This window comes from Micromonospora sp. Llam0 (assembly GCF_003751085.1).
In the GTDB taxonomy this organism is placed as follows: Bacteria; Actinomycetota; Actinomycetes; order Mycobacteriales; family Micromonosporaceae; genus Micromonospora_E.
Map to the genome: position 1 here is coordinate 1,024,765 of NZ_RJJY01000002.1, position 25,282 is coordinate 1,050,046.

Annotated in this window: 25 protein-coding genes; 9 read left to right on the forward strand and 16 right to left on the reverse strand. The window is 69.4% G+C overall.

What is annotated here, in order from left to right; genetic code table 11:
- The first annotated feature begins 94 nt into the window (after positions 1-94).
- From EDC02_RS32005 to EDC02_RS32015, 3 genes are all read left to right on the forward strand, one after another.
- Complete coding sequence (locus EDC02_RS32005; RefSeq protein WP_123605966.1) at positions 95-1,006, forward strand: SPFH domain-containing protein; 912 nt, start codon at positions 95-97, stop codon at positions 1,004-1,006.
- A gap of 103 nt (positions 1,007-1,109) precedes the next feature.
- The gene (locus EDC02_RS32010; RefSeq protein ID WP_123605967.1) at positions 1,110-1,361 is read left to right on the forward strand and encodes a hypothetical protein; all 252 of its coding nucleotides are present in this window, start codon (positions 1,110-1,112) and stop codon (positions 1,359-1,361) included.
- Positions 1,362-1,610: 249 nt separating this feature from the next.
- Positions 1,611-2,867, forward strand: coding sequence for an ATP-binding protein (locus EDC02_RS32015; RefSeq protein WP_123605968.1), 1,257 nt, complete (start codon positions 1,611-1,613; stop codon positions 2,865-2,867).
- A gap of 87 nt (positions 2,868-2,954) precedes the next feature.
- Here EDC02_RS32015 and EDC02_RS39870 read toward each other — a convergent pair whose 3' ends face one another.
- From EDC02_RS39870 to EDC02_RS32040, 6 genes are all read right to left on the reverse strand, one after another.
- Positions 2,955-3,983, reverse strand: a complete 1,029-nt coding sequence (locus tag EDC02_RS39870; RefSeq protein WP_158632389.1) for a hypothetical protein — start codon at positions 3,981-3,983, stop codon at positions 2,955-2,957.
- A gap of 293 nt (positions 3,984-4,276) precedes the next feature.
- Positions 4,277-5,404: a hypothetical protein gene (locus tag EDC02_RS39875; protein ID WP_148083727.1), complete on the reverse strand. Its 1,128-nt coding sequence runs from the start codon at positions 5,402-5,404 to the stop codon at positions 4,277-4,279.
- 238 nt (positions 5,405-5,642) lie between these two features.
- Complete coding sequence (locus EDC02_RS32025; RefSeq protein ID WP_123605970.1) at positions 5,643-6,545, reverse strand: DUF4232 domain-containing protein; 903 nt, start codon at positions 6,543-6,545, stop codon at positions 5,643-5,645.
- Positions 6,546-6,694: 149 nt separating this feature from the next.
- Entirely contained in the window at positions 6,695-7,201 is a 507-nt protein-coding gene (locus EDC02_RS32030; RefSeq protein WP_123605971.1) for a SigE family RNA polymerase sigma factor, read from the reverse strand.
- 248 nt (positions 7,202-7,449) lie between these two features.
- Complete coding sequence (locus EDC02_RS32035; RefSeq protein ID WP_123605972.1) at positions 7,450-7,656, reverse strand: DUF397 domain-containing protein; 207 nt, start codon at positions 7,654-7,656, stop codon at positions 7,450-7,452.
- The gene (locus EDC02_RS32040) at positions 7,647-8,417 is read right to left on the reverse strand and encodes a helix-turn-helix transcriptional regulator (protein WP_123605973.1); all 771 of its coding nucleotides are present in this window, start codon (positions 8,415-8,417) and stop codon (positions 7,647-7,649) included. Before EDC02_RS32040 ends, EDC02_RS32035 begins: the two co-directional genes overlap by 10 nt.
- A gap of 399 nt (positions 8,418-8,816) precedes the next feature.
- On the opposite strand from EDC02_RS32040, the gene EDC02_RS32045 reads away from it, so the two are divergent.
- Together EDC02_RS32045 and EDC02_RS32050 are read left to right on the forward strand one after the other, a co-directional pair.
- Positions 8,817-10,163 carry an aspartate aminotransferase family protein gene (locus EDC02_RS32045; RefSeq protein WP_123605974.1) on the forward strand — a complete coding sequence of 449 codons (1,347 nt, stop codon included), beginning with the start codon at positions 8,817-8,819 and terminating at the stop codon, positions 10,161-10,163.
- A 31-nt stretch (positions 10,164-10,194) separates the two neighbouring features.
- Positions 10,195-11,583: an FAD-binding oxidoreductase gene (locus EDC02_RS32050; protein WP_123605975.1), complete on the forward strand. Its 1,389-nt coding sequence runs from the start codon at positions 10,195-10,197 to the stop codon at positions 11,581-11,583.
- 44 nt (positions 11,584-11,627) lie between these two features.
- Here the strand turns inward: EDC02_RS32050 and EDC02_RS32055 are convergent, their stop codons facing one another.
- Positions 11,628-11,999, reverse strand: a complete 372-nt coding sequence (locus tag EDC02_RS32055) for a DUF3499 domain-containing protein (RefSeq protein WP_123605976.1) — start codon at positions 11,997-11,999, stop codon at positions 11,628-11,630.
- A 219-nt stretch (positions 12,000-12,218) separates the two neighbouring features.
- On the opposite strand from EDC02_RS32055, the gene EDC02_RS32060 reads away from it, so the two are divergent.
- Positions 12,219-12,584, forward strand: a complete 366-nt coding sequence (locus tag EDC02_RS32060) for a metallopeptidase family protein (RefSeq protein WP_233606708.1) — start codon at positions 12,219-12,221, stop codon at positions 12,582-12,584.
- 32 nt (positions 12,585-12,616) lie between these two features.
- Here EDC02_RS32060 and EDC02_RS32065 read toward each other — a convergent pair whose 3' ends face one another.
- The 6 genes from EDC02_RS32065 to EDC02_RS32090 all read right to left on the reverse strand — a co-directional run bounded on the left by EDC02_RS32065 (position 12,617) and on the right by EDC02_RS32090 (position 19,299).
- A complete protein-coding gene (locus tag EDC02_RS32065) occupies positions 12,617-12,874 on the reverse strand; it encodes a WhiB family transcriptional regulator (protein WP_123605977.1) in 258 nt (85 codons plus the stop codon).
- Between the two features lie 494 nt (positions 12,875-13,368).
- Positions 13,369-13,734, reverse strand: a complete 366-nt coding sequence (locus EDC02_RS32070; RefSeq protein WP_123605978.1) for a phospholipase — start codon at positions 13,732-13,734, stop codon at positions 13,369-13,371.
- Positions 13,735-13,791: 57 nt separating this feature from the next.
- Entirely contained in the window at positions 13,792-15,180 is a 1,389-nt protein-coding gene (locus EDC02_RS32075; protein ID WP_123605979.1) for a DUF4331 domain-containing protein, read from the reverse strand.
- Positions 15,181-15,260: 80 nt separating this feature from the next.
- Positions 15,261-15,545, reverse strand: coding sequence for a hypothetical protein (locus EDC02_RS32080; protein ID WP_123605980.1), 285 nt, complete (start codon positions 15,543-15,545; stop codon positions 15,261-15,263).
- A 236-nt stretch (positions 15,546-15,781) separates the two neighbouring features.
- A complete protein-coding gene (locus EDC02_RS32085) occupies positions 15,782-18,307 on the reverse strand; it encodes a bifunctional FO biosynthesis protein CofGH (protein ID WP_123607299.1) in 2,526 nt (841 codons plus the stop codon).
- Between the two features lie 128 nt (positions 18,308-18,435).
- Complete coding sequence (locus EDC02_RS32090) at positions 18,436-19,299, reverse strand: hypothetical protein (protein ID WP_148083729.1); 864 nt, start codon at positions 19,297-19,299, stop codon at positions 18,436-18,438.
- Positions 19,300-19,378: 79 nt separating this feature from the next.
- On the opposite strand from EDC02_RS32090, the gene cofD reads away from it, so the two are divergent.
- Positions 19,379-20,401, forward strand: coding sequence for a 2-phospho-L-lactate transferase (gene cofD / locus EDC02_RS32095; protein WP_123607300.1), 1,023 nt, complete (start codon positions 19,379-19,381; stop codon positions 20,399-20,401).
- Positions 20,398-21,540 carry a coenzyme F420-0:L-glutamate ligase gene (locus EDC02_RS32100; protein ID WP_123605982.1) on the forward strand — a complete coding sequence of 381 codons (1,143 nt, stop codon included), beginning with the start codon at positions 20,398-20,400 and terminating at the stop codon, positions 21,538-21,540. The genes cofD and EDC02_RS32100 overlap by 4 nt, the downstream gene beginning before the upstream one ends.
- Before the next feature lie 13 nt (positions 21,541-21,553).
- Here the strand turns inward: EDC02_RS32100 and EDC02_RS32105 are convergent, their stop codons facing one another.
- Both EDC02_RS32105 and EDC02_RS32110 read right to left on the reverse strand, forming a co-directional pair.
- Positions 21,554-22,654 carry a mannose-1-phosphate guanylyltransferase gene (locus EDC02_RS32105; RefSeq protein ID WP_123607301.1) on the reverse strand — a complete coding sequence of 367 codons (1,101 nt, stop codon included), beginning with the start codon at positions 22,652-22,654 and terminating at the stop codon, positions 21,554-21,556.
- A gap of 78 nt (positions 22,655-22,732) precedes the next feature.
- Positions 22,733-23,896, reverse strand: a complete 1,164-nt coding sequence (locus EDC02_RS32110; protein WP_123605983.1) for a glycosyltransferase family 1 protein — start codon at positions 23,894-23,896, stop codon at positions 22,733-22,735.
- Positions 23,897-24,094: 198 nt separating this feature from the next.
- Between EDC02_RS32110 and EDC02_RS32115 the strand changes: the two genes are divergently transcribed.
- Entirely contained in the window at positions 24,095-24,841 is a 747-nt protein-coding gene (locus EDC02_RS32115; RefSeq protein WP_123605984.1) for a TIGR03089 family protein, read from the forward strand.
- A gap of 37 nt (positions 24,842-24,878) precedes the next feature.
- Here the strand turns inward: EDC02_RS32115 and EDC02_RS40550 are convergent, their stop codons facing one another.
- The gene (locus tag EDC02_RS40550) at positions 24,879-25,235 is read right to left on the reverse strand and encodes a hypothetical protein (RefSeq protein WP_158632391.1); all 357 of its coding nucleotides are present in this window, start codon (positions 25,233-25,235) and stop codon (positions 24,879-24,881) included.
- Positions 25,236-25,282: the final 47 nt, after the last annotated feature.

Here is a 25,282-nt window from a genome sequence, read left to right on the forward strand (position 1 = left end):
CGCCGGCAGCCGACACCTGGGGTACGGCCTGACCGGCCGGATTGATTCGCTTCCCTACCCTGACGGCACACGTCGAGGAAAGTGGGGCAAACGGATGCGTCGTCAGCTACGGGTGATCGCGGGTGTCGGTGCGCTGCTGGTGTTGACCGTGACCGGCTGCACCACAGTCAGCACCGAGTCGGACCAGGTGGCGCTGCACTATGACGCGGGCGCCTTCTCCAGCACGACCTACCAGGCCTGCGTCACCCAGAACAACCGCACCTGGGACGGGCCGGGCGAGCGGTACTACGTGTACCCGGCCGGCCAGCGGACCTTCGACTTCACCGGCAACGAGGGCTCCGAGTCGACGCCGTTCGTGGTGGTCTCCAAGGACAACCAGGAGCTGACCGTCTCCGGCGGGTTGACCTTCCACCTGGACACCTCGTGCGAAGACGAGGGCGGGATGCTGCGCGAGTTCCACGAGGAGATCGGGCTGAAGTTCCAGCCGGTGATGGACGACGACGGCCGGACCACCAAACACTGGCTGGACCTGCTGCGGTTCTACGTCGGGCAGCCGCTGCACAAGGCGATGACCACCGAGGCGCAGAAGTACGACTGGCTGGCGCTGTACAACGACCCGGCGACCCGGGCCGCGTTCGAGACGGCGATCAACGAAGACCTGGGCGCGGCGGTGCAGGCCACCACCGGTGGGCGGGCGTACTTCCTGCAGTTCAACCTGACCCTGCAGAAGCCGACACCGCGCCAGGACCTGGTCGACGGCCTGGCCGCGGTCCAGGTGGCGATCACCGAGCGGCGGGCGATCATCGAGCAGAACGCCACCGTCGAGGAGAAGCTCAAGCAGATCCGTCAGCTCGTCGAGGTGCTCGGCCCGGAGGGCTACATCCTGTATGAGGTGTTCCAGCGCTGCCTGACCGACGAGACCGCCAAGGGTTGCCCGACGTTCCTGCCGGTGCCCGCCGGCAGCAGCGTCGACCTCAACGCCGGCCGCCCGGCAACCACCGACTGACCGCTCGCGGGTGATTGTCGGATCTTCACCGCGCCCCACATTTGGCCTACGGGTTGCTACGGTATGACTACCGAAAGTAGATCATCCCGAAGGGACCCGTACTGTGCCGGCCCTCATCCGCAACGCCCTCGCCGCAGCCCTGCTAACGGTCTCCACCGCCCTCGTGGTCACCAGCGCCCCGGCCCAGGCCGTGCCACCCGACGACTACCTGATCGTCACCCACTACTACTCGGACAGCAGTCACGCCAACCGGGTCGGCACCTGGTGGTTCGGCCACTGCCCCGACCGGGACTGGGACCGCCTGTCCGGCGTACGCACCCCGTTCTCCACCAGCGGCATGCACCCCTGCCCGTAGAAGCGCGAACGGGCTCTGCCCACGCTGGCCGGCGGCAGCGTCGTCCTCAACGCCGGTCACCCGACGACCACCGACCGATCGGCCCGATTCGGGCTCGGCCTCGCCGGCAAGCGAGGCCGAGCCGGATGCCGCAAACCGAACACGTGCGCCGCAGATCGAACACGAGGCTGCCGCAGACCGAACATCAACCTGCCGCAGATCGAAAGCGAAGTCGTCGCAGATCGAAAGTGCGGCGGCTAGTATGGGGTTGTGCCTACGTCACGCCTGATCCCGCGCCACGCCGCAGCCCAGGTGGACGCCGCGCTGGCGGACACCCGCGTCGTACTGATCAGCGGTGCACGCCAAGCAGGCAAGAGCACCCTCGTGCGCATCGTCGCCGGGGACCGCCTCGCCGAACGCCGCGATCTTGACCGGGCGCAGGATCGCGCGGCGGCGACAGCCGACCCGGTCGGCTTCGTTGACTCCCCGGAACTGCTGATCATCGATGAGATCCAACGTGTCCCGGAACTGCTGCTGGCCATCAAAGCCGCCGTGGATGAGGATCCCCGACCAGGTCGATACCTTCTCACCGGCTCCGCGCGGTTGTTCGGCACGTTAGCCGCTCCCGACGCGCTGCCCGGTCGGATGGAGACCATCGAGCTCTGGCCGTTCTCCCAGGGTGAGCTGGAAGATGAGCCGGACGGCTTCGTCGACGCCATCTTCACGCTCGGCCCTGAGTTGCGCCACGAGTCCGCCGTCACCCGCGCCGACTACGCCGCCAGAATCGTGCGCGGCGGTCTGCCCGAAGCCACATCCCGCGACGACCCCCGCCGTCGTCAACGCTTTCTCGACGCATACGTCCAGGCGCTCATCGACCGCGACGTCCGGCAACTCGCCGACATCCAGAGCAAGGGTGAACTCCGCAGACTGGTACGGCTGCTCGCTGCCAGGTCAGCCACCATCATCGCGGCCAACTCCCTCAAATCCGCGCTCGGACTGAGCCGACCGACGATCGCGCGTTACCTCCAGGCTCTGGAGGAGATCTTCCTCATCAGGCGAATCCCAGGATGGTCGCGCAACCTCGGCACCCGAGCCACCGCAGCCGCCAAACTGATCTTCGTCGACTCGGGCATCGCCGCCAACGAGATCGCCGTCGACGCGCGGGCGCTGCTGCGCCCCGGCGCGCCGTTCGGCCCGCTGCTTGAGTCCTTCGTCCTGTCCGAGCTGTCCCGCCAACTCAGCTGGTCCGCCCAGTCCGTCGAGCTGTCCCACTACCGGGACCACAGCAAGTTCGAAGTCGACGCGGTGCTCGAGGACAGGGCCGGTCGTGTCGTCGGCATCGAGGTCAAGGCCGCCTCGACCGTCGGACCGGACGACTTCCGTGGGCTACGCAGGCTCGCCGACCGGCTCAGCGACGACTTCGTCGCCGGCGTCGTCCTCTACACCGGCACCGCCACGTTGCCGTTCGGCCCCAAACTACGGGCCATGCCGGTCAGCGCCCTGTGGCAGGTCTCCCACAACCCGTAGAGATGGTGCTTGACCTCTATCGCACGACCCGATGGTGCGTCCGGCTCGGTGCGTGCGATCCATCCAAATCCCGGTATCGGCTACCCGTCAAGATTCCGCCGCAATCCCCAAGTGGCGCAGGCATGCCGACAGACCGTCGAAGGAACCGTGCGACTGTTGTGTGGATTCAACCCACCAGATGTTGTCGTTTTCAGCGTAGCTCTCCTCAATCAGGTCGGCCGGCGTCACCGCATCGAGCTTTGATTTGATCACGCAGGTCCTGGCCGCACCAGCACCTACATGGGGTATCCGATGCGTAATACCGGTACACGGGAGTTGACTGGCCGCAAGAACGTCGCGGACCGACTCTATAGACGGACCAAAATCCGACAGTGGACCGACATTGGCGCAGATTTCCTGCAACCGGGCAAGGTAGCCGGGGGACAGCGAACTCTCACCGTACCGGCCCCATAGCCGGTCAGAGAGCAGCCCGATCCGCTCATAGTCAGTGCCCGCAAGGACACCAGCCGCATGTTGCGTGCGGTAGGCATCATCGACGTACGAGAGTTCCACTGCTGCGGAGAGCCGGTCGAACTCGGTCACCGGTATTGAGCGGCCCTCGATGGGTTGCGGCGCATCAATCGCCGAGCCCGAGGGGCCGATATCGTGCACCAAATCTACTCGACTACTCAATAACGTCTGAGCGTCTGCACCGACCGGGAACGGGCGAACAAGCACTGCCCAATCCAACGCGGACGGCGACAGATACGTTAGCCGAACCGCTCCCCAAGAACGGCCGACGAACCCCTTGAGCTCAAGGCCTTCCCCATCACTTATCGCGTCAACCAGCACCCGGTAGTCAACTGCAGTAAAGCCCCATCGCCCCTGGCCACTCGAAATCTCGCACCGATCGGCGAGCTCCCGTCCTCGGCTGGGAGCCTGAGACGGGTTCGATCGAAGTGCACGGTAGAAATCAGCCAACGACTTCCCACAGGATTCTTTGATGTTCTCGGTGACCCAAGGCTCCTCAAGGAACAGCAGATTGTACTGGCTAGCCAGTTCTGGAAAGCTGTTCCGAAATCCCCCCAGATTGCTAGTACCGGACAAAATTGGCTCGCCGGGCCCGCCAAAATCCACTATCACCGTTCTATCGGTCGGACGATCAGCACGCAGCAATGCGTACCTCCAGATTTGACCGTCAAGCACGATCTCCTGACAACGCTCCCGCGTCGGATTCCTTTCACATAATGACTGAGGGGCAGGCTGATCAGACGCAGTCCCCTCCTGTCTTGAATTGCCGTCATACAAGGCTAACCCGGTGACCACTAGTACCACTGCTACGAATGCAAGGACGCCATGTCCAGCGCGGGTGCCACGACCAAGCCGCAGCACCCGCGCTCTAGGCAAGTGACGTCCGCGGTGGGACACACTCACCAGCCACTATCCTTGGCCACCCAGTGCTGCGTCGGACAGTTGGTAACCCCGCAGGCGTTGACGGTAACCCAGTTATAGTCGGCCCACACCAACTGCACCGACGAATTTATCGCCTCGTAGCGACCCGCCACATCCATGTACATCTGACCACTGCGCGACCCGTCAAAGTCAATCCCGATCTTCCAGGGACTGGTGGTGGTAATATCCATCCAATAGTTCTGACAGACATTGATTGGTATGCTCACAGATGCACTGACACCCCCATAGGAGCCACCGAGAGTAAAGTTGCGACTCGAATCGCAGGAACTGATCAGATCACCACTTCGTGGGGCCCAGTCCCGCAAACGCGCAAACTTATACTCGTGACCACTCCAAGCTCGAGCCGCCACATAGAAGTCCTTTGTAGTGGTAGTAAACGGCCATGGCGCTGGAGCCGGCGTCCATAGCGCCCAGCGGTTGTATACGTAATGAACCGTTCCGTCCTGCTCCCAGTCCTCGTAGCACGAGACGATTTTGTGATCCCTAGACGAATTCCAACCAGATGTGAACCACGTCGTTGCACAGTTGCTGTCCGCGTTGCGCATCCCAGTAACGTTGAACCCGGCACCATAGCCAGATCCGCCCGTTACACGCGCGGACTTGGTCATCGGCGCCTCGGCGGCGTCTTCACCGCCCCATTGGACGCCCAACGCGGCCGCCATGCCGGACTCCGGACCCTCCCCCATACTTGCGTAGGTGACACGGTCCGGGCCTTTCTCGCCATCCCAGATCATGTTGATCCGTCGGCCCCGGTTAAACGGGTCCGCGATGCTCGCAGACATCAGCCGCCGCTCGTCCACGAGACGACCTGCCCGCACCGCATCCTCGATGTGCTCCTTGACGCGCTGGCGCAGTGAGTCATCGACCGAGTCCGTCCGCCCGCTGCCGCCCACTCCGCTGACCGCCCGAGTCACGGCCCTCAACTCTGCCCGATCGAACGTGACCACCCGAGCGTCAGCCACTTCTGTCGCGGCGGGCGCAGCCTGCGCCGGCAACGCGATCAGCACGCCCGAAACACCAACAACTGCTGCCGTACACGCGGCCGCCAAGCGGTCAGTGAGCGGTAGGCTCTGATACATGCGCATGTCCCTCCCCAGGGGATCCGCCGCTCCAGCAGGAGCGCCGAGTCGGCCAAGCCGGTCAAGGCCGACACCCAGAGGATATCAACTTTCCTCGATGCAACGAGGCGTGGCACCAACGAAGATGGCAGCGAGTGATGACTCCACCCGAAGTCTCGCAGGTCAGCTTGGGCCAACACACCCCAGCCACCAAAGGTCCGAAATCCGACAGTGACTTCAATCACTACTCTAAGCAGGGGCTGGGTCACTCCTCGACGACGAGCGGGGTGCCACCTGTGGCCAAATCAGCAACCGTGACGCGGCCGTCGCCCATGACCGCCATCCAACTAAGCCTGTTTCGGCCCAGCTGGGTATCCGCCGGTATCCACATTTGCATCTCGAACCGGCGGGACTGATGCGCACCAAGGGTCTCGTCCGTGCAGTTGAGCAGATTCTTTGAGGTTTGTCCGCTGATCTGCTGAACGGTGATGGGGCATGGGGACAGCGGTAGAGCATTTCCAGACTCGTTGCGTAGAGTAACCACATACGTCAACTGAGTGCCACGCTGCACCGCCTTCGGCGCCTCGATCGAGGCGCTCACAAACGGTGTGTACAGCGGAGGAGGAAGCACGTACCACTGGCCGATCTCCACCGGGCAGGTACCTGGCAGCTCCAGCTGCGCGACCGGAATTGAGCGCCCCAGGGTAACAATCTCGACATCCAGATACCTAACTACGGACGCGGCCGGATCCGAGCATCGATCCGAGACCCTGAGATCAATCCGTGCTGGCTCACCCGGGTCGATAGTGGCCGGATGCTGGCCCAGCGGTTCCGGCTCAGTAACTAGCGCCCTGGCCTCAATCTGCCGGCGTGCGCTAGATTGCTGTTCGAGCCCCGTCAGCATGGCCGTACCCCGCAAAGTGCAACGGGTGTCGCTGTTGTTGGCAACCAGGAGAGTTACAACGCCCGGCTCGGTAGCCTCGGTCCAGGCGCTCCTGGTCAGATCAGACGGATTGCAGGGTCGGCTATCCGGCCTTGGTTCTCGGCGGATAACCGTCACTGAGTTCACCGGCTTTTGCTGCCATGGTACGACGTCCGAATCACCCGGACGAAGAGTGTGATCTGTCCTACTCGCTGAGACCTGCGCTACGCCTACGCTGGTAAGCATGATGACCGAGATGGCCAGCGCCGCAGAGGCGATCCGGCGCCGCCGACGGCGCCGGGTGACCCCGTCGCCAATTCGACCGACTGGGTCTGACCAGGTAGGCACGTCGGGCAAGTTGTCAGTCAAGAGACGTCGCAAGCGATCTTCAATGTTCACCTTTCGTCACTCCTCACAGTAGAATCTAGCGCTCGCAAAATCGCTCGCAGTTTTGCCAGCGCCCGCGAGGAGTTGCTCTTCACAGTGCCGACCGAGCAGCCAAGCATCTCCGCTACCTGCGACTCGGACAGATCGAGGAAGAACCGCAGCACCAGAACGGTACGCTGCTGGCGAGGGAGTTCGGCCAAAATACGCCAAACTTGTTCATCTACCGGTTCTCTCGGGGCGCACCCGTAGTCCGGCACATCGGCGACGATACGCTCGCGCCCCAGAGATCGAACCCTGTTTAAGTTCCGGTTGATGATGATCCGACGCACATACCCCTCCGGGTCGTCCTTGCGTAGAATCCGCCGCCAGGATATTCCAGCTCGTTCGAGGGCATCCTGGACCAAGTCCTCTGCGGCATGCCGGTCACCGGTAAGCGCGTACGCGAAGCGCAGCAACTCGCCATGCCGGGACCGCACGAAGTCAGCAAAGGTTTCTGGCGCTTCCCACTGGGCCATAGCCCAAGGACACCACAGCCACCGATTTGGTTGCATCACGGATCAGAAAACTGCAAAAAATTTCCTGCGACGCTGGCAGCCACGGACGTGCAGGGTGTCCGACGACGCGGACCGTCGGTCTAGATGTGGTTACCGAACGCTATCAGGCGGCTCACTCTCAGCTATACCACGGATGAAGGGTCGGTCATCCAAGCCAGCGAGTAGTGCGGCCTCGACGTCTGCAGGTGGACACCCTGAAGCACCGTAGCTCAGTTTTTGTTGACGATCCCGGCGCTTGTGGCGGTGGTGACGAAGGTCCGCCAAGCGGCCGGGTCGAAGGTGAGCACACCGCCGGCCCGGTCCTTGGAGTCGCGGACCAGCACCCGCCCCGGCAGGTTGTCCGCCACCTCGACACAGTTTCCGCCGTTGTTGCTGCTTCGGGTAGACGTACGCCACCGGGCGCCGGTCAGGTCCATGATTGCGCCACTTCCTTGATCAGGTCGATCGATGCCTCGCGCGGGAGTGCCTCCCCGCTGACACTGTCCCACCGCCGGCCCAGCGTGGCAATGTCGTCGTGCGCGGCGTGGATCTCGCCGCGCAACTGGTTGTCCAGGTAGGCGAACTCGTGTCCGTCGGCGAGCCGGGCGAGCGCGAACGGGCCGGCCAGCCCGGTGTGCCAGGGCACGCTCGCCGGGATCACCCGGATCTGCACGTGCGGGTGGCGCTCGGTCAACGCGATCAGGTGCCGCAACTGATCGTGCATCACTGCCCGGTCGGCGACCAGGCGACGCAGCACCACCTCGTCGATCACCGCCACCAGGAACGGCGGACGTGGCCCGGTCAAAATCGTCTGACGCTCCAGTCGGGTAAGTACGATCCGCTCCACCTCATCGGCGGTGTTCACCCCGCCGACGTGCAGCATCGCCCGCGCGTACCCCTCGGTCTGCAGCAGGCCGGGCACGACGAGCGGTTCGTACGAGCGCAGCGCGACCGCCTCCCGCTCGATCTCCTCCCACGGCCGGAACCAGGCCTTGCCCCGTTGCCGGTACGGGTCCGGCCACAGCTTGGCGGGGTCCACGCCGAGCGCCACCGCCGTCAGGTGCCGGTTGCGCGGATGCGGCACCCGCCCCTTGGCGATCCAGCGGCTCACCGACTTCGGGTCGACCTGGACCCGCTCGGCCAGCGACTCGACGGTGTGTCCGGACCGGGCCAGCGCGACCCGCAGCACCTCGTTCATCCGCGCACCTCACACATGGCGTCCACATCGGCAATTCACGATCGACCCTACGGAGAAATCCGGCGGCGGTGGGGGCGCCGCGGTGGGTCGGTTCGGGACGTCCGACGGCGGATCAGAACGTCTCACGAAACGTCCTTGACACGTCCCCCGCGTTGATCAAGGTGTTGCCGGAGTTGGTGTGGTCGGGCGGACCGCGAAATGTCATCGAGCGGCACCGCTTGGGCGACTCGGTCCGTGATGCGGATTTCGTCGTTACAACTGGCCAGGATTGCTCAAATCGTGGCCGAATGCCGGTGTTGATCTCGTGAACCTTGCAGTGAGCGGCGGATCTGTGCGATAACCGTATCCAGGACGGCGCCTGCGCAGGTGCCGGTGCGACCGACGCGATGGGGCCACGACATGGGCAACCCGACCGACCACCTCTGGCTGCACTTCACCCGGATGTCCAGCTACCGGGACGCCCCGGTGCCGACCATCGTGCGCGGCGACGGCGCGTACGTCTGGGACAGCGAGGGACGCCGGCTGCTGGACGGGCTGGCCGGGCTGTTCGTGGTCAACGCCGGCCACGGGCGCACCGAGCTGGCCGAGGCCGCCGCGAAGCAGGCCAGCGAGCTGGCGTACTTCCCGATCTGGTCGTACGCCCACCCGACCGCGATCGAGCTGGCCGCACGGATCGCCGCGCTCGCCCCCGGCGACCTCAACCGGGTCTTCTTCACCACGGGCGGCTCCGAGGCGGTGGAGTCGGCGTGGAAGCTGGCCCGCGCCTACTTCAAGCGGGTCGGCAAGCCCACCAAGCACAAGGTGGTCAGCCGGGACATCGCCTACCACGGCACCACGATGGGTGCGCTGGCGATCACCGGGCTGCCCGGCATCAAGGCCGACTTCGAGCCGCTGGTACCGGGCGGGATCAAGGTGCCGAACACCAACTTCTACCGGGCGCCGGAGCACGGCGACGACCCGGTGGCGTTCGGCCGGTGGGCGGCCGACGAGATCGGCCGGGCGATCGAACGCGAAGGCCCGGAGACCGTCGCCGCCGTCTTCCTGGAGCCGGTGCAGAACGCCGGCGGCTGTTTCCCGCCGCCGCCGGGTTACTTCGAGCGGGTACGCGAGATCTGCGACGCGTACGACGTGCTGCTCGTCTCCGACGAGGTGATCTGCTCGTGGGGCCGGCTCGGCGAGTACTTCGGCGCCCAGCGGTACGGCTACCAGCCGGACATCATCACCACCGCCAAGGCACTCACCTCCGGCTACTCCCCGCTCGGCGCGATGATCGCGTCCGACCGGCTGATCGAGCCGTTCCTGCACGGCACCGAGTCGTTCGGTCACGGCATCACCTTCGGCGGGCATCCGGTCTCCTGCGCGGTGGCGCTGGCCAACCTGGAGATCTTCGCCCGGGAGGAGCTGACCGGGCACGTACGGGCCAACGAAAGCGCTTTCCGGGGCACCCTGGAGAAGCTGTACGACCTGCCGATCGTCGGTGACATCCGGGGCGACGGGTACTTCTACGGTATCGAGCTGGTCAAGGACAGGGCCACCCGGGCGAGCTTCGACGACGCCGAATCGGAGCGGCTGCTACGCGGGTTCCTCTCCGGCGCGCTGTTCGCCGCCGGGCTGTACTGCCGGGCCGACGACCGGGGAGATCCGGTGATCCAGCTCGCCCCGCCGCTGATCGCCGGCCAGGCCGAGTTCGACGAGATCGAACAGATCCTGCGGGCCGTACTCACCGAGGCCTGGCAGCGCCTGTAGCGCCGGGCCGACAACAGGAGGGTCGTGGACCATGCGCGGTCACGGTGACTACCGGGACGTGTCGCACTGGATGGCCACCGTGGACGACGAGCTGGCGGCCCGGCCCGCGCTGGACGGCGACACGACCGCCGACGTGGCGATCGTCGGTGCCGGCTACACCGGGCTGTGGACGGCGTACTACCTGGCCCGCGCCGACCCGGCGCTGCGGATCGTGGTGCTGGAGCGGGAGATCGCCGGGTACGGTGCCTCCGGGCGCAACGGCGGCTGGTGTTCGGCGCTGCTGCCCAGCTCGCCGACCGCGCTGGCCCGCCGGCACGGCCGAGACGCGGCGGTCGCCATGCAGCAGGCCATGTACGCCACGGTCGACGAGGTCGGCCGGGTCGCCGCCGCCGAGGGCATCGACTGCCACTGGAGCCACGGCGGCACGGTCACTCTGGCCCGTACCCCGGCGCAGCTGCGGCGGGCCGAGGCCGCCGTCGCCGAGACCCACGCGTACGGCGGCACCGACGCCGACCTCGCCCTGCTGGACGCCGACGCGGCGACCGCCCGGTGCGCCGCCGACGGCGTACACGGCGGCACCTACACCCCGCACTGCGCGGCGATCCACCCGGCCCGGCTGGTCTGTGGCCTGGCCCGGGCCGTCGAACGGCACGGCGTGCCGATCCACGAACGGACCCCGGTCACCGGGTACGGCCCCGGGGCAGCCCGGACACCGACCGGCACGGTCCGCGCCCCGGTGGTGGTACGGGCGACCGAGGGCTACACCCCGGCGCTGCCCGGCGCCCGCCGCGCGGTGGCCCCGATCTACTCGCTGATGATCGCCACCGAGCCACTGCCGGACGAGACCTGGGCCCGGATCGGGCTGGCGCGGCGGGAGACGTTCAGCGATTTCCGGCATCTGATCATCTACGGGCAGCGGACCGCCGACGGCCGGCTGGCGTTCGGCGGGCGGGGCGCGCCGTACCACTTCCGGTCCCGGGTCCGGCCCGAGTACGACCGGGACCCACGGGTGTTCACCGCGCTACGCCGCACGCTCGGCGAGCTGTTCCCGGTGCTCGGCGACGCGGTACCGGTGGCCCGGACCTGGGGCGGCCCGCTCGGCGTCGCCCGGGACTGGGCGGCGTCGGTGGGGTTGGACCGGGCCACCGGGCTGGCCTGGGCCGGCGGGTACGTCGGCGACGGGGTGGGCACCGCCAATCTGGCCGGCCGTACCCTCGCCGACCTGATCCTCGGCGTGGACAGCGAGTTGACCGCGCTGCCCTGGGTCGGGCACCGCTCGCGGCGCTGGGAGCCGGAGCCGCTGCGCTGGCTCGGCGTCAACGCGGGTCTGCGGCTGGTGGCCGCCGCCGACGCGGCCGAGACCCGAGGGGACCGGCCGTCCCGGCTGGCCGGGCTGCTGGGCCGGCTGACCGGACACTGACCCGGTCGGCCGTACCGCAGGAGTGTGCGGCCGGCAGGCCGGGGTCAGGCCGGCGGGATCACCCGGAGGTGGCCCCGGCGGCCGGTCGACGGGTTGATGTCGATGTCGACGGCGTCCGGGTCGCCGGGGCGTGGGGGCGGGGCCGGTCGGGCCGCCTCCCGAACCGCCTCGGCGAGCGCCACCAGATCGTCGGTGGTCGGCGGGGGCGGGTCGAACTCACCCTCGTGCCGGACGACCTGCCAGCCACGGGGCGCGGTCAGGCTGCGGGCGTGCTGCTCGCAGAGGTCGTAGGTGTGCGGTTCGGCGAACGCGGCGAGCGGGCCGACCACCGCGGTCGACTCGTTGTAGACATAGGTCAACGTGGCGACGGCCTGGCGGGGGCAGCCGTTACGGGAGCAGCGCCGTGATGACCTCACGGCGGCACGTTATCTCTAATACCGGCTTCACGACCAGCTTGCCGACGCGACACGCCGGGACTGCTGATCCCCACGCCCGGAAAGGGCCGATCCGGACTACGCTGGGCAGGTGACCGGAGGATTCCAGTGACCATCCCCGTGCCCGGCAGCGCGCAGACGCCCCGCCGGGCGCGTCGGGATCGCCGGGACCGGCACGGGCGCGGGCTGCGCGGTCGGCTGGTGCCGGCGACGGTGCCGTTGGCCCGGACCAAGGCCGAGGTCTTCGACGAGCTGGTCCTGGACACGGTCGAGACGCTGGAGCGGCGCTTCGCGAAGGAGCTGGCCGGCGTCGAATTCGCCGTCGAGGACGTCCCGCCGGATCTGAACGTGTACGACTCCGACGTGCTGGAGGACGGCGAGGTGCCGTTGGCCCGGTTGCTGCCCGGCCGGCCGGGGCGTCAGGAGATGCCGCCACGGATCGTGCTCTACCGGCGTCCGCTGGAGTTCCGGGCGTTGAACCGGGAGGACCTCGCCGACCTGGTGCACGACGTGATCATCGAGCAGGTGGCGAATCTGCTCGGCGTCGACCCGGACGAGCTGGCCTGACTCGGCAACTCGCCCGGGCCGACAGCGGCAGGTCAGGCGACTCTGCGCTTGAGCTTGCGTCGTTCCCGCTCGGACAGTCCGCCCCAGATGCCGAACCGCTCGTCGTGACCGAGTGCGTACTCCAGGCACTCGGACTTCACCTCGCAACGAGAGCAGATCCGCTTTGCCTCGCGGGTGGATCCGCCCTTCTCCGGGAAGAACGCCTCCGGATCGGTCTGCGAGCACAGCGCCCGCTCCTGCCACTCCGGGGCGTTACCGAGCAGGTCCGCGACCTCCAGCCGACCATCCATACGCGTGCCTCCTTTCGCGCGCCGCCCCACCCGGCCGGCGCAACCCCCCACGCGGAAGGCGTGTCCATCTTGCCCGTTCGATCCGGTTTTGATGCAGCCCGTCCGAGCGACCCCGTTGAAATTACACGCGTGTAATGCGTGCGTCGTCAAGACGAACCTGGTAAATGGGCTTGCTGTCGCGCGCCGGTCACCCGCCCTCCCCGTTGTCATCCGGCCCGCAACCTGCCCTATCGATTCAGACCCCCACCGGGTAACGCGGGACCGGCGAGTCGCACCACCCTGCCCGGCCCGACCGGCGAATCCCCGCGGCGACGACGCTGTCCGCAGACGACACCGAGCCGGTGCCGCTCACGCGGCACCGGCTCGGTGTCCGGTCGGTCGACCGGTCTACCTCACTTGCCTTCTTTCCCTCCCCAGGGGTCGCTCACACCATTGGCGTCGATCTCGTCACACCGTCTACGGAAGTCCCGTCCCCCCGCCTCGCGGGAGTCCTCTCACCCCGCCTTGGGGATCAGCCGCCCGGCGGAGGCGTGCTGCGGCCAGACGAACTCGGTCACCGCCCCGCCGGTGATCGTCACCTGCCCGGCCGGCACATCGTCGGAGCGCCACACCGTGTAGGAACCCGCCGGCAGATCGGTGTAGACCGCGCTGAAGAAGACTCCGTCGCGTACCTGCCGCTCGCGAACCGCGGCGTGGGTGCGCGGGGCCGGATCCGGTCGGTCCGGGCCGACGGTCGGGCTGATCTCGATCTCCCGGCCGTGGAACTCCTGTCCGGTGTAGATGATCAGAGCGCCCATGTCGCCACCGATGTCGAGAACGACGCCGCCGGTCTCCGACGGGGCCAGACTGTGCTCGTGCATGCTCCCCACCTTCTCTGGATGTGCCGGGGGTCGGCCCGGACGGGACGTGCGGGCCGGTCAGGACGGGTTGTTGAACCCGTCGTACGGCACGCCGAGATACGGGAAATGCTTCAGGAACGGGGCGGTCACGTCGGCGGCGCTCAGCCCGTGGGTCACCGCACCGGCCGCGTCGTCCGGTGCGAAGTTCTTGTCGATCAGCGGGAACGTCAACCCTGCGATGGCCCGCAGCGAGATGGTGACCACGTCGTCGGTCGTCCGACGGCCGTTCGGGAAACCGGCCAGGTCCCCGCCGAGCAGACCGAACCGGCTCGGCCGCTTCGCCGGCGGGATCGCGGTGTTCAGCCGCAGCATGTCCGCCTGCAGATCACCGGTGTTGTTCTGGAAACCGTCGATCAGCCCGGCCGGGATCCCGGTCAGCAGGATCGCCACCAGATCGGCGCGGGCCTTGCCGGACTCGTTGAGCTCGGCCAGATTAGGGAAGACGTCCGGGTAGAGCACCGGCAGCAACTGCGCCAGTTCGGGCTTCTCCACCAGGCCGGCGAAGCGCTTGTCCTCCGACGGGGGCAGGGTGTTCCACAGGTCCTTCTGCGCCATCGGCACGATGACCTCGTTGAACAACGGGTTGCCGAGCCGCGACACCTGGGCCACCGGGCCGACGGTGACGTCGGCGGCCTTCGCCGCCCCCAGCACCCGCACCTGCTGACGCCCGGCCGAGGTCCACACCCCGATCACCGAACGCTGGTCGTTGACGTCGTACCGGCCGCCGCCACTGACCAGGTGGGTGACCGGAATCTGCAGCGCGATGCTGGACACGTTCAGCCGGTCGGTCGCGTTGACCGGCTCGTCCGCCACGTTGAAAATGTCCTTGCCGACCACGTGCAGCTGCTGGAAGGGCCGCAGGTTGCCCAGGTCGAAAATGGCACCCAGGTCGACGAAGAACCCCTCGGCCCGCTGACCGGCGAAGACCCGTTCACCGCTTTTGAGCTGGAACGTGGCGTCATTGGCCAGTCCCACGTAGTCGGGGGTGGACAGCGGACCGATGTTGCACGGCGGGCAGGGCACGTTGCGGGCCAGCAACTGCGCCTTGCCGTGCGCGTCCACCTTGGTGACACTGTAGAACTGGCGCCGGTTCCAGTTCTCGCTGTCCAGCGCGTCGATCGGTCCGGTGTTGTAGAGAAACGTGTTCTCGTTGGTGATCTCCGTGTGGAACCGGAACTGGTAGGTGATGTCCGGATGACCGTCACCGTTGTTGTCCACGTGGATCTCGTAGAGCACGTCATCGCCGAACTCGAAGAAGTTCGGCCCGCCCGACGGCACCTGAAAAGGCAGATAGTTGGCGATGAGAGTCACCGTGTCCGGGCGGTCCGGACTCACGAACGCGTAAAGGTCGGTGCTGTCGGCGACCGGGTCCTTGGATATCTCCGGCGCTTCACGGTGCGAAGACATGGCGAACCTACCTCACATAGCCTGAATGAATCGGTGATCGACGCGGTACGCGTCAGGTGAAACGTGCCCGTACGGCGTACTCAGCCCTGGCGGGCGGCGCGCTGCAACCGGGCGGCGAGACCTTTGTCGCGTACCTCGATCCGCGACGTGCCGACGAAGACGTCCAGCGTGCCGTTGGACGGATCCCGTAGATGGACGACGATCGCCTCGTCATTCGCGGCGGCTCCGGCGAGCCGGCTGTCCACGGCCGACGACAGGCCGCTGACGCTGACCGCGGCGGCGCCGACACCCGCACTCGCCGCCACGGTCAGCACCTGGCGGCGGGAAATCTTGAACTTCGGTCGGTTTCGCTGGCGAGTTCTCATGGACAACCCTTCCGGTGGGTCAGGGGGTAACCCACTGTCGCGATGGGACCAGTGCCGGCGCGGCCCATCCGTCACCCGCAGTCGCCGGCACCTATCCATACGGCCGGCGACGCCGGTGGGTTCGATCATCCGCGAATCGACTTTTGTCGGGCGCGCCACCGCAGGGCGTCGGCACCGGGCCAGCGCCCTCCGGCCGGCACCGGGCCAGCGCCCGCCAGCCGGCGCAGCGCAGCGCGTCAGCGCTGGTACGCGGTGGACCGGCGGACCGCCGGACGGCCGGCGGCGGCCGCGATCGACTGCAGCTGTGCCTCGGTACGCGCCGAGCCGTTCGCCGAACCGGCCATCCGGGAGATCGTCTCCTCCATCAGCGTCCCACCGAGATCGTTGCACCCGCCGCGCAGCATCGCGACGGTGCCCTCGTCGCCGAGCTTCACCCAGGAACACTGGATGTTGTCGACCCGGCCGTGCAGCAGCAGCCGGGCCATGGCATGCACGGCGCGGTTTTCCCGCCACGTCGGCCCCGGCCGGGCCAGCCCGGCGAGGTAGATCGGCGCATTGGTGTGCACAAATGGCAGCGCGACGAACTCGGTGAAGCCGCCGGTGCGGTCCTGCACCCCGGCCAGCACCCGGAAATGCGCCAACCACTGGCCGGGATGGTCCACGTGCCCGTACATCATCGTCGAGCTGGACCGCAGACCCAGCTCGTGCGCGGTGGTCACCACCTCGACCCAGGTGGCGGCCGGCAGTTTGCCCTTGGTCAGCACCCACCGCACGTCGTCGTCGAGGATCTCCGCCGCGGTCCCCGGGATGGTGTCCAGTCCCGCCTCGCGCAGCATCAGCAGCCAGTCCCGGACCGGCATGCCCGCCTTCGCGGCGGCGGTGACGATCTCCATCGGGGAGAAGGCGTGCACGTGCAGCTGCGGCACCCGTCGTTTGACCGCCCGGACCAGCTCGGCGTACGCGGTCACCGGCAGCTTGGGGTCGATGCCGCCCTGCATGCAGACCTCGGTGGCACCGGCCCGCCACGCCTCCTCGGCCCGGTCCGCCACCTGCTCGGCGGAGAGGCGGAACGCGTCGGCGTCCCGTTCCCGCTGGGCGAACGCGCAGAACCGGCAGCCGACGTAGCAGACGTTGGAGAAGTTGATGTTGCGGTTGACCACATAGGTGACGTCGTCGCCGACGGCGTCCCGGCGTACCTCGTCGGCGATCCGGCAGAGCTGGTCCAGCGCAGCGCCGTCGGCGGTGAACAGGGCGAGCGCCGCGTCGGTGTGCCGTGGTTGCAGCAGCGCCGCCGGATCGTCGGCGGCCAGCCGCAGCCCGGCCCGCAGATTCGCGTCGCCGGCACCGTCGCCGTGGGTGCCGGAACCGGTCGGTACGCTGATCCGGCCGGCGACCTCGGCCCAGTCGCCGTACACCCGGTCGAAGTCGCCCCGCCGGTCCCCGGTCCGCCCGGTGGTGTCGATCGTGGTGTGCAGGTCGGTCCGACCGACCGGGGCGTACCCCTCCTCCGGCTCCTGCCACGGCCGGCCGACCGGCATCGCCGACTCGTCCGCCAGACCGGTGCCCGGCTCGGCGAGCGCCGACACGTGCGCGGCCAGCCGGGGGTCCAGCCACGCCTCGCCGCGCCGCACATACTCGGGATAGATGGTCAGCCGTTCCCGCAGGGTGAACCCGGCGGCGGCGGTACGCCGCGCCAGCTCGTCGATCTGTGGCCAGGGCCGCTCCGGGTTGACGTGGTCCGGGGTCACCGGCGACACCCCGCCCCAGTCGTCGATACCGGCCCGCAGCAGCAGTGCGTACTCCCCCTCGACCAGGTTCGGCGGGGCCTGGATCCGGGCACCCGGCCCGAGCAGGACGCGGCCGACGGCCACCGTCGCGGCCAGGTCACGCAGCTCGGCGTCCGGCATCCCACGCATCGCCGTGTCCGGCTTGGCGCGGAAGTTCTGCAGGATCACCTCCTGGATGTGGCCGTACTCCCGGGCCGCCGACCGGATCGCGAACAGCGACTCCACCCGCTCCCGGGGAGTTTCGCCGATGCCGATCAGCAGGCCGGTGGTGTACGGCACGCCGACCCGGCCGGCGTCGGCGATCGCCCGCAGCCGCACCGCCGGTTCCTTGTCCGGCGAACCGTGGTGCGGGCCGCCCGGCTCGGACCACAGCCGGGTCGCGGTGGTCTCCAGCATCATCCCCATGCTGGGCGCCACCGGCTTGAGCCGTTGCAGCTCGGCCCAGCTCAGCACCCCCGGGTTGAGGTGCGGCAGCAGGCCGGTCTCCTCCAGTACGGCGATCGCGCAGGCCCGCAGATAGTCGACGGTCGAGTCGTAACCCCGCTCGTCCAGCCACTGGCGGGCCGCCGGCCAGCGGTCCTCGGGGCGGTCGCCGAGGGTGAACAACGCCTCCTTGCAGCCCTGCGCGGCACCGGCCCGGGCGATCGCGAGCACCTCGTCGCGGTCCAGGTACGCGGCGGGCAGCCGGCCCGGCACGGTGGCGAAGGTGCAGTAGTGGCAGCGGTCCCGGCACAGCCGGGTCAACGGCACGAAGACCTTCCGGGAGTACGTGACCACGCCTGGCCGGCCGGCGTCGCGCAGCCCCGCGTCGCGCAGCGACCCGGCGAGGTCGAGCAGCTCGTCGAACTCGGCGCCGCTGGCGGCCAGCAGCGCGACCGCTTCCTCCAGGTCGAGGCTGCGGCCGGACGCGGCGCGGCGTAGCGCCCGCCGGACACTGGCGGTGGTGGGCTGCTCCGCCGGGACGGCCTCGGCCACCCGGGCGGCGACGGATTCGGTGTGCTCGGCCACCAGTGCAGACTAGGCCCTCGGGCCCAGGCCGACCGGTGGCGCTCGCCACAGCGGTCACCGGCGACCGGAGCTGAGCCGCCGACGACCGGAGCCGATCAGGAGATTCGCTGGGTCGGCCCGTCCGGTCCCGGCTCCTGCGGCCGGGGCTTGTCCCCAGCCGGCGCGGGCTGTTCCGCCGTGCCGGACGACGGTGGCGGCGGAGCGGGCGGTCCGGACGACGGTGCCGGCGGTGGCGCGTACATCGGATGCGGGCCGCTGGGCTGCGGCGGTGGGTACGCCGGTCCCGGTTGGCCGGGCTGGCCGTACTGCCCTGGCTGGTGGTAGCCGTACTGCCCCGGCTGGTGGTACGGACCGGGCTGACCGTAACCGGGCGGCGGCGAGCCGTACGGACCGGGCTGGCCGTACTGCCCCGGTGGGCCGTAGCCCGGCGGTGGGCCGTACCCGCCCGACGCCGGCGGCTTTGGTCGCACCACCTGGTAGCGCCCCTGCCAGATCCGCCACAGCGCGTACCCGGCGACACCGAGCACCGCCAGCCAGGCCGCCCGGGTCAGCAGCGCCTGGAACCCGCCACGAATGGTGTCGTCGACCAGCACGACGAAGCCGACCAGCAGCCCGAACAGACCACCGAACACTGCGGCGACCGCGTACTCGACGAGAGCGACCAGGGTCATCAGCCGGGCCCGGCCCAGCTCCGGGGTGAGGTGCGTGGCGAGCAGCACTGCCAGCAACGGGAAGCCGATCGTGGCCAGGTTGACGAAGTTGCCGAAACTGTCCGCCGAACGGCGGGCGAACCCCGGCCCGAATCCGAGCCGGTACGGCACGAGCAGGTCCAGCAACGCGGTGAACAGGAACACCGCGGTGGCACCGAGCAGGACGGCGGCGGCCAGCTCCCGCAGCGGCATGGTGAGGTCTCTGGCTGGCGGCCGGTCGCCGGGCCCAGCCTCTGGTTGCGTGGTCACGGATTCTCCCGGTGCTCGCGGGTGGCGACGGTCGATGCCGGTGAGCGTAGTGCTCCGCCGATGAACGAGGATGGACGGCATGCGGATCGTGGTACTGACCGGCGGGATCGGCGGCGCGAAGTTCCTGGTCGGCGCGCGGGAGTACGCCCGACGCACCGGAGCCGAGCTGACCGCCGTGGTCAACGTCGGTGACGACGTCATCCTGCACGGGCTACGGATCAGCCCCGACCTGGACAGCGTGATGTACACACTCGGCGGTGGCGCGGATCCGGAGCGTGGCTGGGGCCGGGCCGGTGAGACCTGGGCGGTCAAGAACGAGCTGGCCGCGTACCAGGCGGAACCCACCTGGTTCGGGCTCGGTGACCGCGACGTCGCCACCCATCTGGTCCGTACCACCATGCTCAACGCCGGCTACCCGCTGTCGGCGGTCACCGAGGCGCTCTGCGCCCGCTGGCAGCCAGGGGTGCGGCTCCTGCCGGCCACCGACGACCGGCTGGAGACCCACGTCGTCGTGTCGGACCCGGAGCCCGCCGCCGGCGACACCGTCGACGACGACAGCGGCACCGGGCCGGTCGGCGGTGAGCGGGCCATCCACTTCCAGGAATGGTGGATACGTCATCGGGGGGCGCTGCCCACCCACCGGTTCGTCTTCGTCGGCGCGGCGCAGGCCAAGCCGGCGGCCGGCGTACTGGAGGCACTGGCCGCCGCCGACGTCATGCTGATCGCGCCGAGCAACCCGGTGGTGAGCATCGCGCCGGTGCTCGCCGTACCCGGGATCCGCGAGGCGCTGGCCGGCAACCCGGCCCCGGTGGTCGGGGTCTCGCCGATCATCGGCGACGCCCCGGTACGCGGTATGGCCGACCGGTGCCTCGCCGTGCTCGGCGAACCGTGCACGGCGGCGGGGGTGGCGGCACTGTACGGCGCCCGCCGCACCGCTGGGCTGCTGGACGGCTGGCTGGTCGACCCGGTCGACGACGCCACCCGGGTGGACGGGATCGAGGTGCGGGCCGTACCACTGTGGATGTCGGACCCGGCGGCGACGGCCGCGATGGTCGAGGCCGCGATCGAGCTGGCCGACCGGCCGACCGGGGTGACCGGATGAGACTGGAGATCCTGCCGGTCACCGGGATCGGCGAGGTGGTCCCCGGTGACGACCTGGCGGCGTTGATCGGGGACGCCGCGCCGTGGCTGCGCGACGGCGACGTCCTCGTGGTCACCAGCAAGATCGTTTCCAAGGCCGAGGGCCGGCTGGTCGACCTGCCGGCCGACGAAGCGGACCGCGATCGGGTCCGCGACCAGCTGCTGGCCGCCGAGACCGCCGAGGTGGTGGCACGGCGTGGGGCGACCCGGATCGTCCGGACCCGGCACGGGTTCGTGATGGCGGCCGCCGGGATCGACAACTCGAACGTCGCGCCCGCCCGGCTGGTGCTGCTGCCGGTCGATCCGGACCGGTCGGCCCGGCAGCTGCGTGCCGGGTTACGCGCCCGGCTGGGGCTCGATCTGGCGGTCGTCGTGTCGGACACCATGGGACGGCCGTGGCGCAACGGCCTGACCGACGTCGCGCTCGGGGCCGCCGGCATCGACCCGGTACGCGACTACCGCGGCCAGACCGACCGGTACGGCAACGAGCTGCGGCTGACCCAGATGGCGGTGGTCGACGAGATCGCCGCTGCCGGCGACCTGGTGAAGGGCAAGGCTGAGCAGGTGCCGGTGGCGGTGGTCCGCGGCTACCCGTGGCGGGCGGAACCGCTGGCGGGGCCGGCCGGTCCCGACGGGCCGGGCGTGCGCCCACTGATCCGCGAACCAGGCCAGGACTTGTTCACGCTCGGTACGGCGGAGGCCCGGCGGGCCGGGCTGCTCACGGCGGCGACCCTGCCGCCCGGCGGGCCGGTAGCGGCGCCAGCCGGGCCGGCGGGTGCGCCAGCCGCCGGAGTCGACGACCGCTGTCCGGTCGACGGCGAGACCGTGGCCCGGGCGGTCCGGCTGGTGTCCGAGGTGGTGGCACCCGGCACCCGCTTCGAGCTGACCGACGCCGGCGGTCAGCCGGCCGACGCGGCGTACTCGGCGTTGCTGCGCTGCCGGCCGCCGGGCGACGCACCGCCGGACCTGGTGCGCTTCGGCGCCGATCTGCACCGGCTACGGGCGGCGCTGGCGGCCGACGGTGTCGCCAGCGCCGACCTGGGTGCCGTCGCCGGCCCCGACGGCACCGTCGTCCTGCTCGGGCTCGTCGCGACGCCGTGACGGACCGGGTGGCTCAGACGTACCCGTCCTCGCCGCGTTCCTTGAGTGCGTCCACCAGCCGCTTGACGTCCTGCGCCCGGTCGCGGGGGCAGACCAGCACCGCGTCGGGGGTGTCCACCACGATCAGGTCCCGTACGCCGAGCGCCGCGACCAGGCGGCCGGAGTGCGGCACCACCACCAGGCCGCTGCTGTCTCGCAGCAGCACCCCCGGCTTCTCCTCGGCCGCTGGGGCGCCGAGGACGACGTTGCCGTCCGGATCGGCGGGCAGCACGTCGCCGAGGGTGTGGAAGTCCCCGACGTCGTTCCAGCCGAAGTCGCCGGGGACGGTGCCGACCCGCCCGGCGGCGGCCGCGCCTTCCATCACCGCGTAGTCGACGGAGATGCGGGGCAGTGTCGGCCAGACGTCGCCGAGCACCTCGTCGCGGTCGGGGCTGTCCCACCTGGCCGCGATCCGGGTCAGGCCGGAGTGCAGCTCGGGCTGTTGGCGGGCCAGCTCGGTGAGGAACACGTCGACCCGCCAGACGAACATGCTGGCGTTCCAGAGGTGCCGGCCGGAGTTCAGGTATTTCTCGGCGACCGCCAGCCCTGGCTTTTCGGTGAACTGCTCGACCCGGCGGACCGGCCCGGGACCGATGGTGTCGCCGCAGGCCAGGTAGCCGTAGCCGGTCTCCGGCCGGGTGGGGGTGATACCGACGGTCATCAGCAGGCCGGTGCGGGCTCCGTCCACCGCCTGACGGATCGTCTCGACGTACCGGTCGGTGTCGCCGATCAGGTGATCGGCCGCGAACGAACCCATCACGGCCTGCGGTTCACGCCGGGCGACGACCGCGGCGGCGAGGGCGATCGCCGCGCAGGAGTCCCGGGGCGACGGCTCGACGAGCACGTTCTCCTCCGGCACCGTCGCCAGCTGGCGGGCGACCGCCGCGGCGTGCGCCGCACCGGTCACCACCAGAATCCGTTCCGGATCGGTCAGCGGCGCCAGCCGCGCGACGGTCGCCTGCAGCAGCGAGGCGGTGGTGCCGGTGAGGGGGTGCAGGAATTTAGGGTTACCGGCGCGGGACAGCGGCCACAGTCGGGTGCCGCTGCCACCCGCCGGAATAACGGCGAAGAGCATCAGCACATCATGCCCGGCACGGGCACGCCACCCGACGAGATGGTGGATACCTACCCGTACCGGTAGGTAGTGGCCGGGTCACCAAGCGACCCGGTTCATGCTGGCGGCCCGGGTCCACGACGCCACGTGCACCTCGGCGCTGGACGCCCAGGTGAACTCCTTTGCCCGGTCCACCCCGGCCTTGGCCAGCGCGTGCCGGCGGGACTCGTCGTCGAGCAACGCCACCAGGTCGGTGGCGATCCGGTCCGGATCCTCGCTGGTGTAGGCGACCGCGTCACCGCCGACCTCGGGCAGTGACAGCCGCGGCGTGGTCAGCACCGGGGTACCGCAGGCCATCGCTTCCAGGATCGGCAGGCCGAAGCCCTCCCCGTAGGACGGGTAGGCGGCGACGAGCGCACCGCCGAGGAAACCGGGCAGGTCGGCGTAGCGCAGGTAGCCGGGACGCAGCAGCCGCAGGTGGGCCGGGACGTCGGAGACCGCACGGTCGATGTCGTCGTCGTGGCCCTGCCCGCCGGCGATGACGAGCGCGGGTGGCTCGGGCCGGTCCTGCACCGCGCGCACCCAGCCCCGGATCAGGTTGGGCACGTTCTTGCGCGGCTCCTTGGCACCGAGAAACGCGATGTAGTCGGTGCCGGTCAGCCCGAGCCGGGCCCGTACCCGGGCCTTCTCTTCGTCGCTGGGCACGTGGAAGGCGCCGCAGTCGACGCCGTGGTAGGCCACGTCGATCCGGGCCTGGTCGGCGTTGAGCAGCCGGATCAACTCGTCACGGCTGGCCTTGCTGGGCACGATCACCCGACTGGCCCGGCGCAGCGAGGTCTTGATCGCGCTGCGGAAGAAGGTTCGCCGCGACTTGTCGTAGTGCTCCGGTTCGGTGAAGAACGTCGCATCGTGCACAGTCACCGTTACCGGACATCCCGCCCGCATCGGACAGGTGTAGTACGGCGAGTGCAGCACATCGGCGCCGGCCTGCTGGGCGAGCAGCGGCAACCCGGTCTGCTCCCAGGCCAACCGGGCCGGACGGTGCGCGACCGCGGCCGGCGCGGCGATCACCTCGGCGGCCGGCAACATCCGGGTGTACCGCTCGACATCTGTACGCAGCGCTACGACGGAGAGCTCGACGCCGCTGCCGATGAGCGCGCCGAGGGCCCCCAGCAGGCCATCAACGTATCGACCGACGCCACCGCGGTCGGTGGGCACGCTCGTGGCGTCGATGAGTACGCGGGGCGGTCGACCGGCGGTCACTGGGCAACTCCTCTAAGGGGGTGGTGGAGGGTTGTGAAGAACGACACGTGTGCCAAGACTACGCCGCCCGACGCCGTCCGCCGTGTCGACGACGCGACCGAAAACGCGGCGCGGCGAGCCCGCACCGCCGACGATCAGCGGGGCGAGACCGCCCGGTGACAGCGTGTACGTACAGTGACGGCGCTACGCTCGGCCCCGATGACCAACAACCTGGCCGGGCTACTCGCGGTCGCCGTCGCGGCGGACCCGACGAGGCCCCTGCTCACCTGGTACGACGACGCGACCGGCGACCGGACCGAACTGTCCGGCGCGACGCTGGCCAACTGGGTGGCCAAGACCGCCAACCTGGTGGTGGACGGGGCCGGCGCGGCCGCCGGTGACCACGCCGACGTCGCGTTGCCAGCCCACTGGCAGACCGCTGGCGTCCTGCTCGGTTGCTGGTCGGCCGCGCTGGTGGTGCGGACCGCCCCGGCCGCCGGGCCCGGTACCCCGGCCGGCCGGGACCCGCTGCCGGCGCTGCCCGACGACCCGGCCGCGGAAGTGCTCTTCGCCAGCCCACCGGCGGTGCCCGAGGTCGATCGGCGGCCCGTCGGCGAGCGCTACCTGCTCAGCCTCGCCCCGATGGCGGCACCCGCCCGGGAACTGCCGCCCGGCTGGACCGACTACATCACCGAGGTACGCGGCCACGGCGACCACTTCACCCCGTACCCGGCGGTCGACCGACAGGACGCGGAGCTGGCCGGCCGGGCCCGCCGGCGCGGCGCGGAGCTGGGCATCGGGGCCGGGGCCCGGGTCCTGATCGACTGCGACCGGTACCCGGACCCGACCGACTGGCTGCTGGCGCCGCTGGCCGCCGAGGCGACCATGGTGCTCTGCCGCAACCTCGACCGGCAGCGACTCGACGGGCGGGTGGACAGCGAAAAGGTCGATCTGGTGCTGGCCTGAGTGGTCGTCGTCGGCGCCGCCGGACGGTCAGAACCGGTCAGAGTTCGCGGGGGACCACTTCCCGCAGTTCGCCGTCCGGCGCGCACACGTAGAACCCGGCCCGGTCGGCCAGCCACGGCTTGCCGGCCGCCTCACCGTCGCTGAGCAGCTTCTCCTGCACGCCGAGGATGATGTACCGGGACCCGTCCGGGTTGCCGGCCCGCCAGCCCGGGCCGTACAGCCGGTCGACCAGCATCTCGCGACGTTGTCGCGGTACCGCGCCGTCCACCACCCAGTCGGTTGGCAGCCGGTACCAGAACGTCCGGGTTATCCCGGCCAGCGGGTTGAAGGCGTGTGCCCCCTCGACCCGGACGCCGAGCGTGTCGGTGATCTTCAAGCGGAAGTAGACACCCACGTCTGTGAGACGCGCTGCGCTGACGCTGCGTTGCCATCCCGGCGGAA

Excerpts from the sequence above, each read along its gene's own strand:
- EDC02_RS32005 (WP_123605966.1), top strand. The coding sequence starts at position 95 with ATGCGTCGTCAGCTACGGGTGATCGCGGGTGTCGGTGCGCTGCTGGTG.
- EDC02_RS39875 (WP_148083727.1), bottom strand. The coding sequence starts at position 5,404 with ATGCGCATGTATCAGAGCCTACCGCTCACTGACCGCTTGGCGGCCGCG.
- EDC02_RS32025 (WP_123605970.1), bottom strand. The coding sequence starts at position 6,545 with ATGCTTACCAGCGTAGGCGTAGCGCAGGTCTCAGCGAGTAGGACAGAT.
- EDC02_RS32030 (WP_123605971.1), bottom strand. The coding sequence starts at position 7,201 with ATGGCCCAGTGGGAAGCGCCAGAAACCTTTGCTGACTTCGTGCGGTCC.
- EDC02_RS32035 (WP_123605972.1), bottom strand. The coding sequence starts at position 7,656 with ATGGACCTGACCGGCGCCCGGTGGCGTACGTCTACCCGAAGCAGCAAC.
- EDC02_RS32040 (WP_123605973.1), bottom strand. The coding sequence starts at position 8,417 with ATGAACGAGGTGCTGCGGGTCGCGCTGGCCCGGTCCGGACACACCGTC.
- EDC02_RS32045 (WP_123605974.1), top strand. The coding sequence starts at position 8,817 with ATGGGCAACCCGACCGACCACCTCTGGCTGCACTTCACCCGGATGTCC.
- EDC02_RS32050 (WP_123605975.1), top strand. The coding sequence starts at position 10,195 with ATGCGCGGTCACGGTGACTACCGGGACGTGTCGCACTGGATGGCCACC.
- EDC02_RS32065 (WP_123605977.1), bottom strand. The coding sequence starts at position 12,874 with ATGGATGGTCGGCTGGAGGTCGCGGACCTGCTCGGTAACGCCCCGGAG.
- EDC02_RS32070 (WP_123605978.1), bottom strand. The coding sequence starts at position 13,734 with ATGCACGAGCACAGTCTGGCCCCGTCGGAGACCGGCGGCGTCGTTCTC.
- EDC02_RS32075 (WP_123605979.1), bottom strand. The coding sequence starts at position 15,180 with ATGTCTTCGCACCGTGAAGCGCCGGAGATATCCAAGGACCCGGTCGCC.
- EDC02_RS32080 (WP_123605980.1), bottom strand. The coding sequence starts at position 15,545 with ATGAGAACTCGCCAGCGAAACCGACCGAAGTTCAAGATTTCCCGCCGC.
- cofD (WP_123607300.1), top strand. The coding sequence starts at position 19,379 with ATGCGGATCGTGGTACTGACCGGCGGGATCGGCGGCGCGAAGTTCCTG.
- EDC02_RS32100 (WP_123605982.1), top strand. The coding sequence starts at position 20,398 with ATGAGACTGGAGATCCTGCCGGTCACCGGGATCGGCGAGGTGGTCCCC.
- EDC02_RS32105 (WP_123607301.1), bottom strand. The coding sequence starts at position 22,654 with ATGCTCTTCGCCGTTATTCCGGCGGGTGGCAGCGGCACCCGACTGTGG.
- EDC02_RS32115 (WP_123605984.1), top strand. The coding sequence starts at position 24,095 with ATGACCAACAACCTGGCCGGGCTACTCGCGGTCGCCGTCGCGGCGGAC.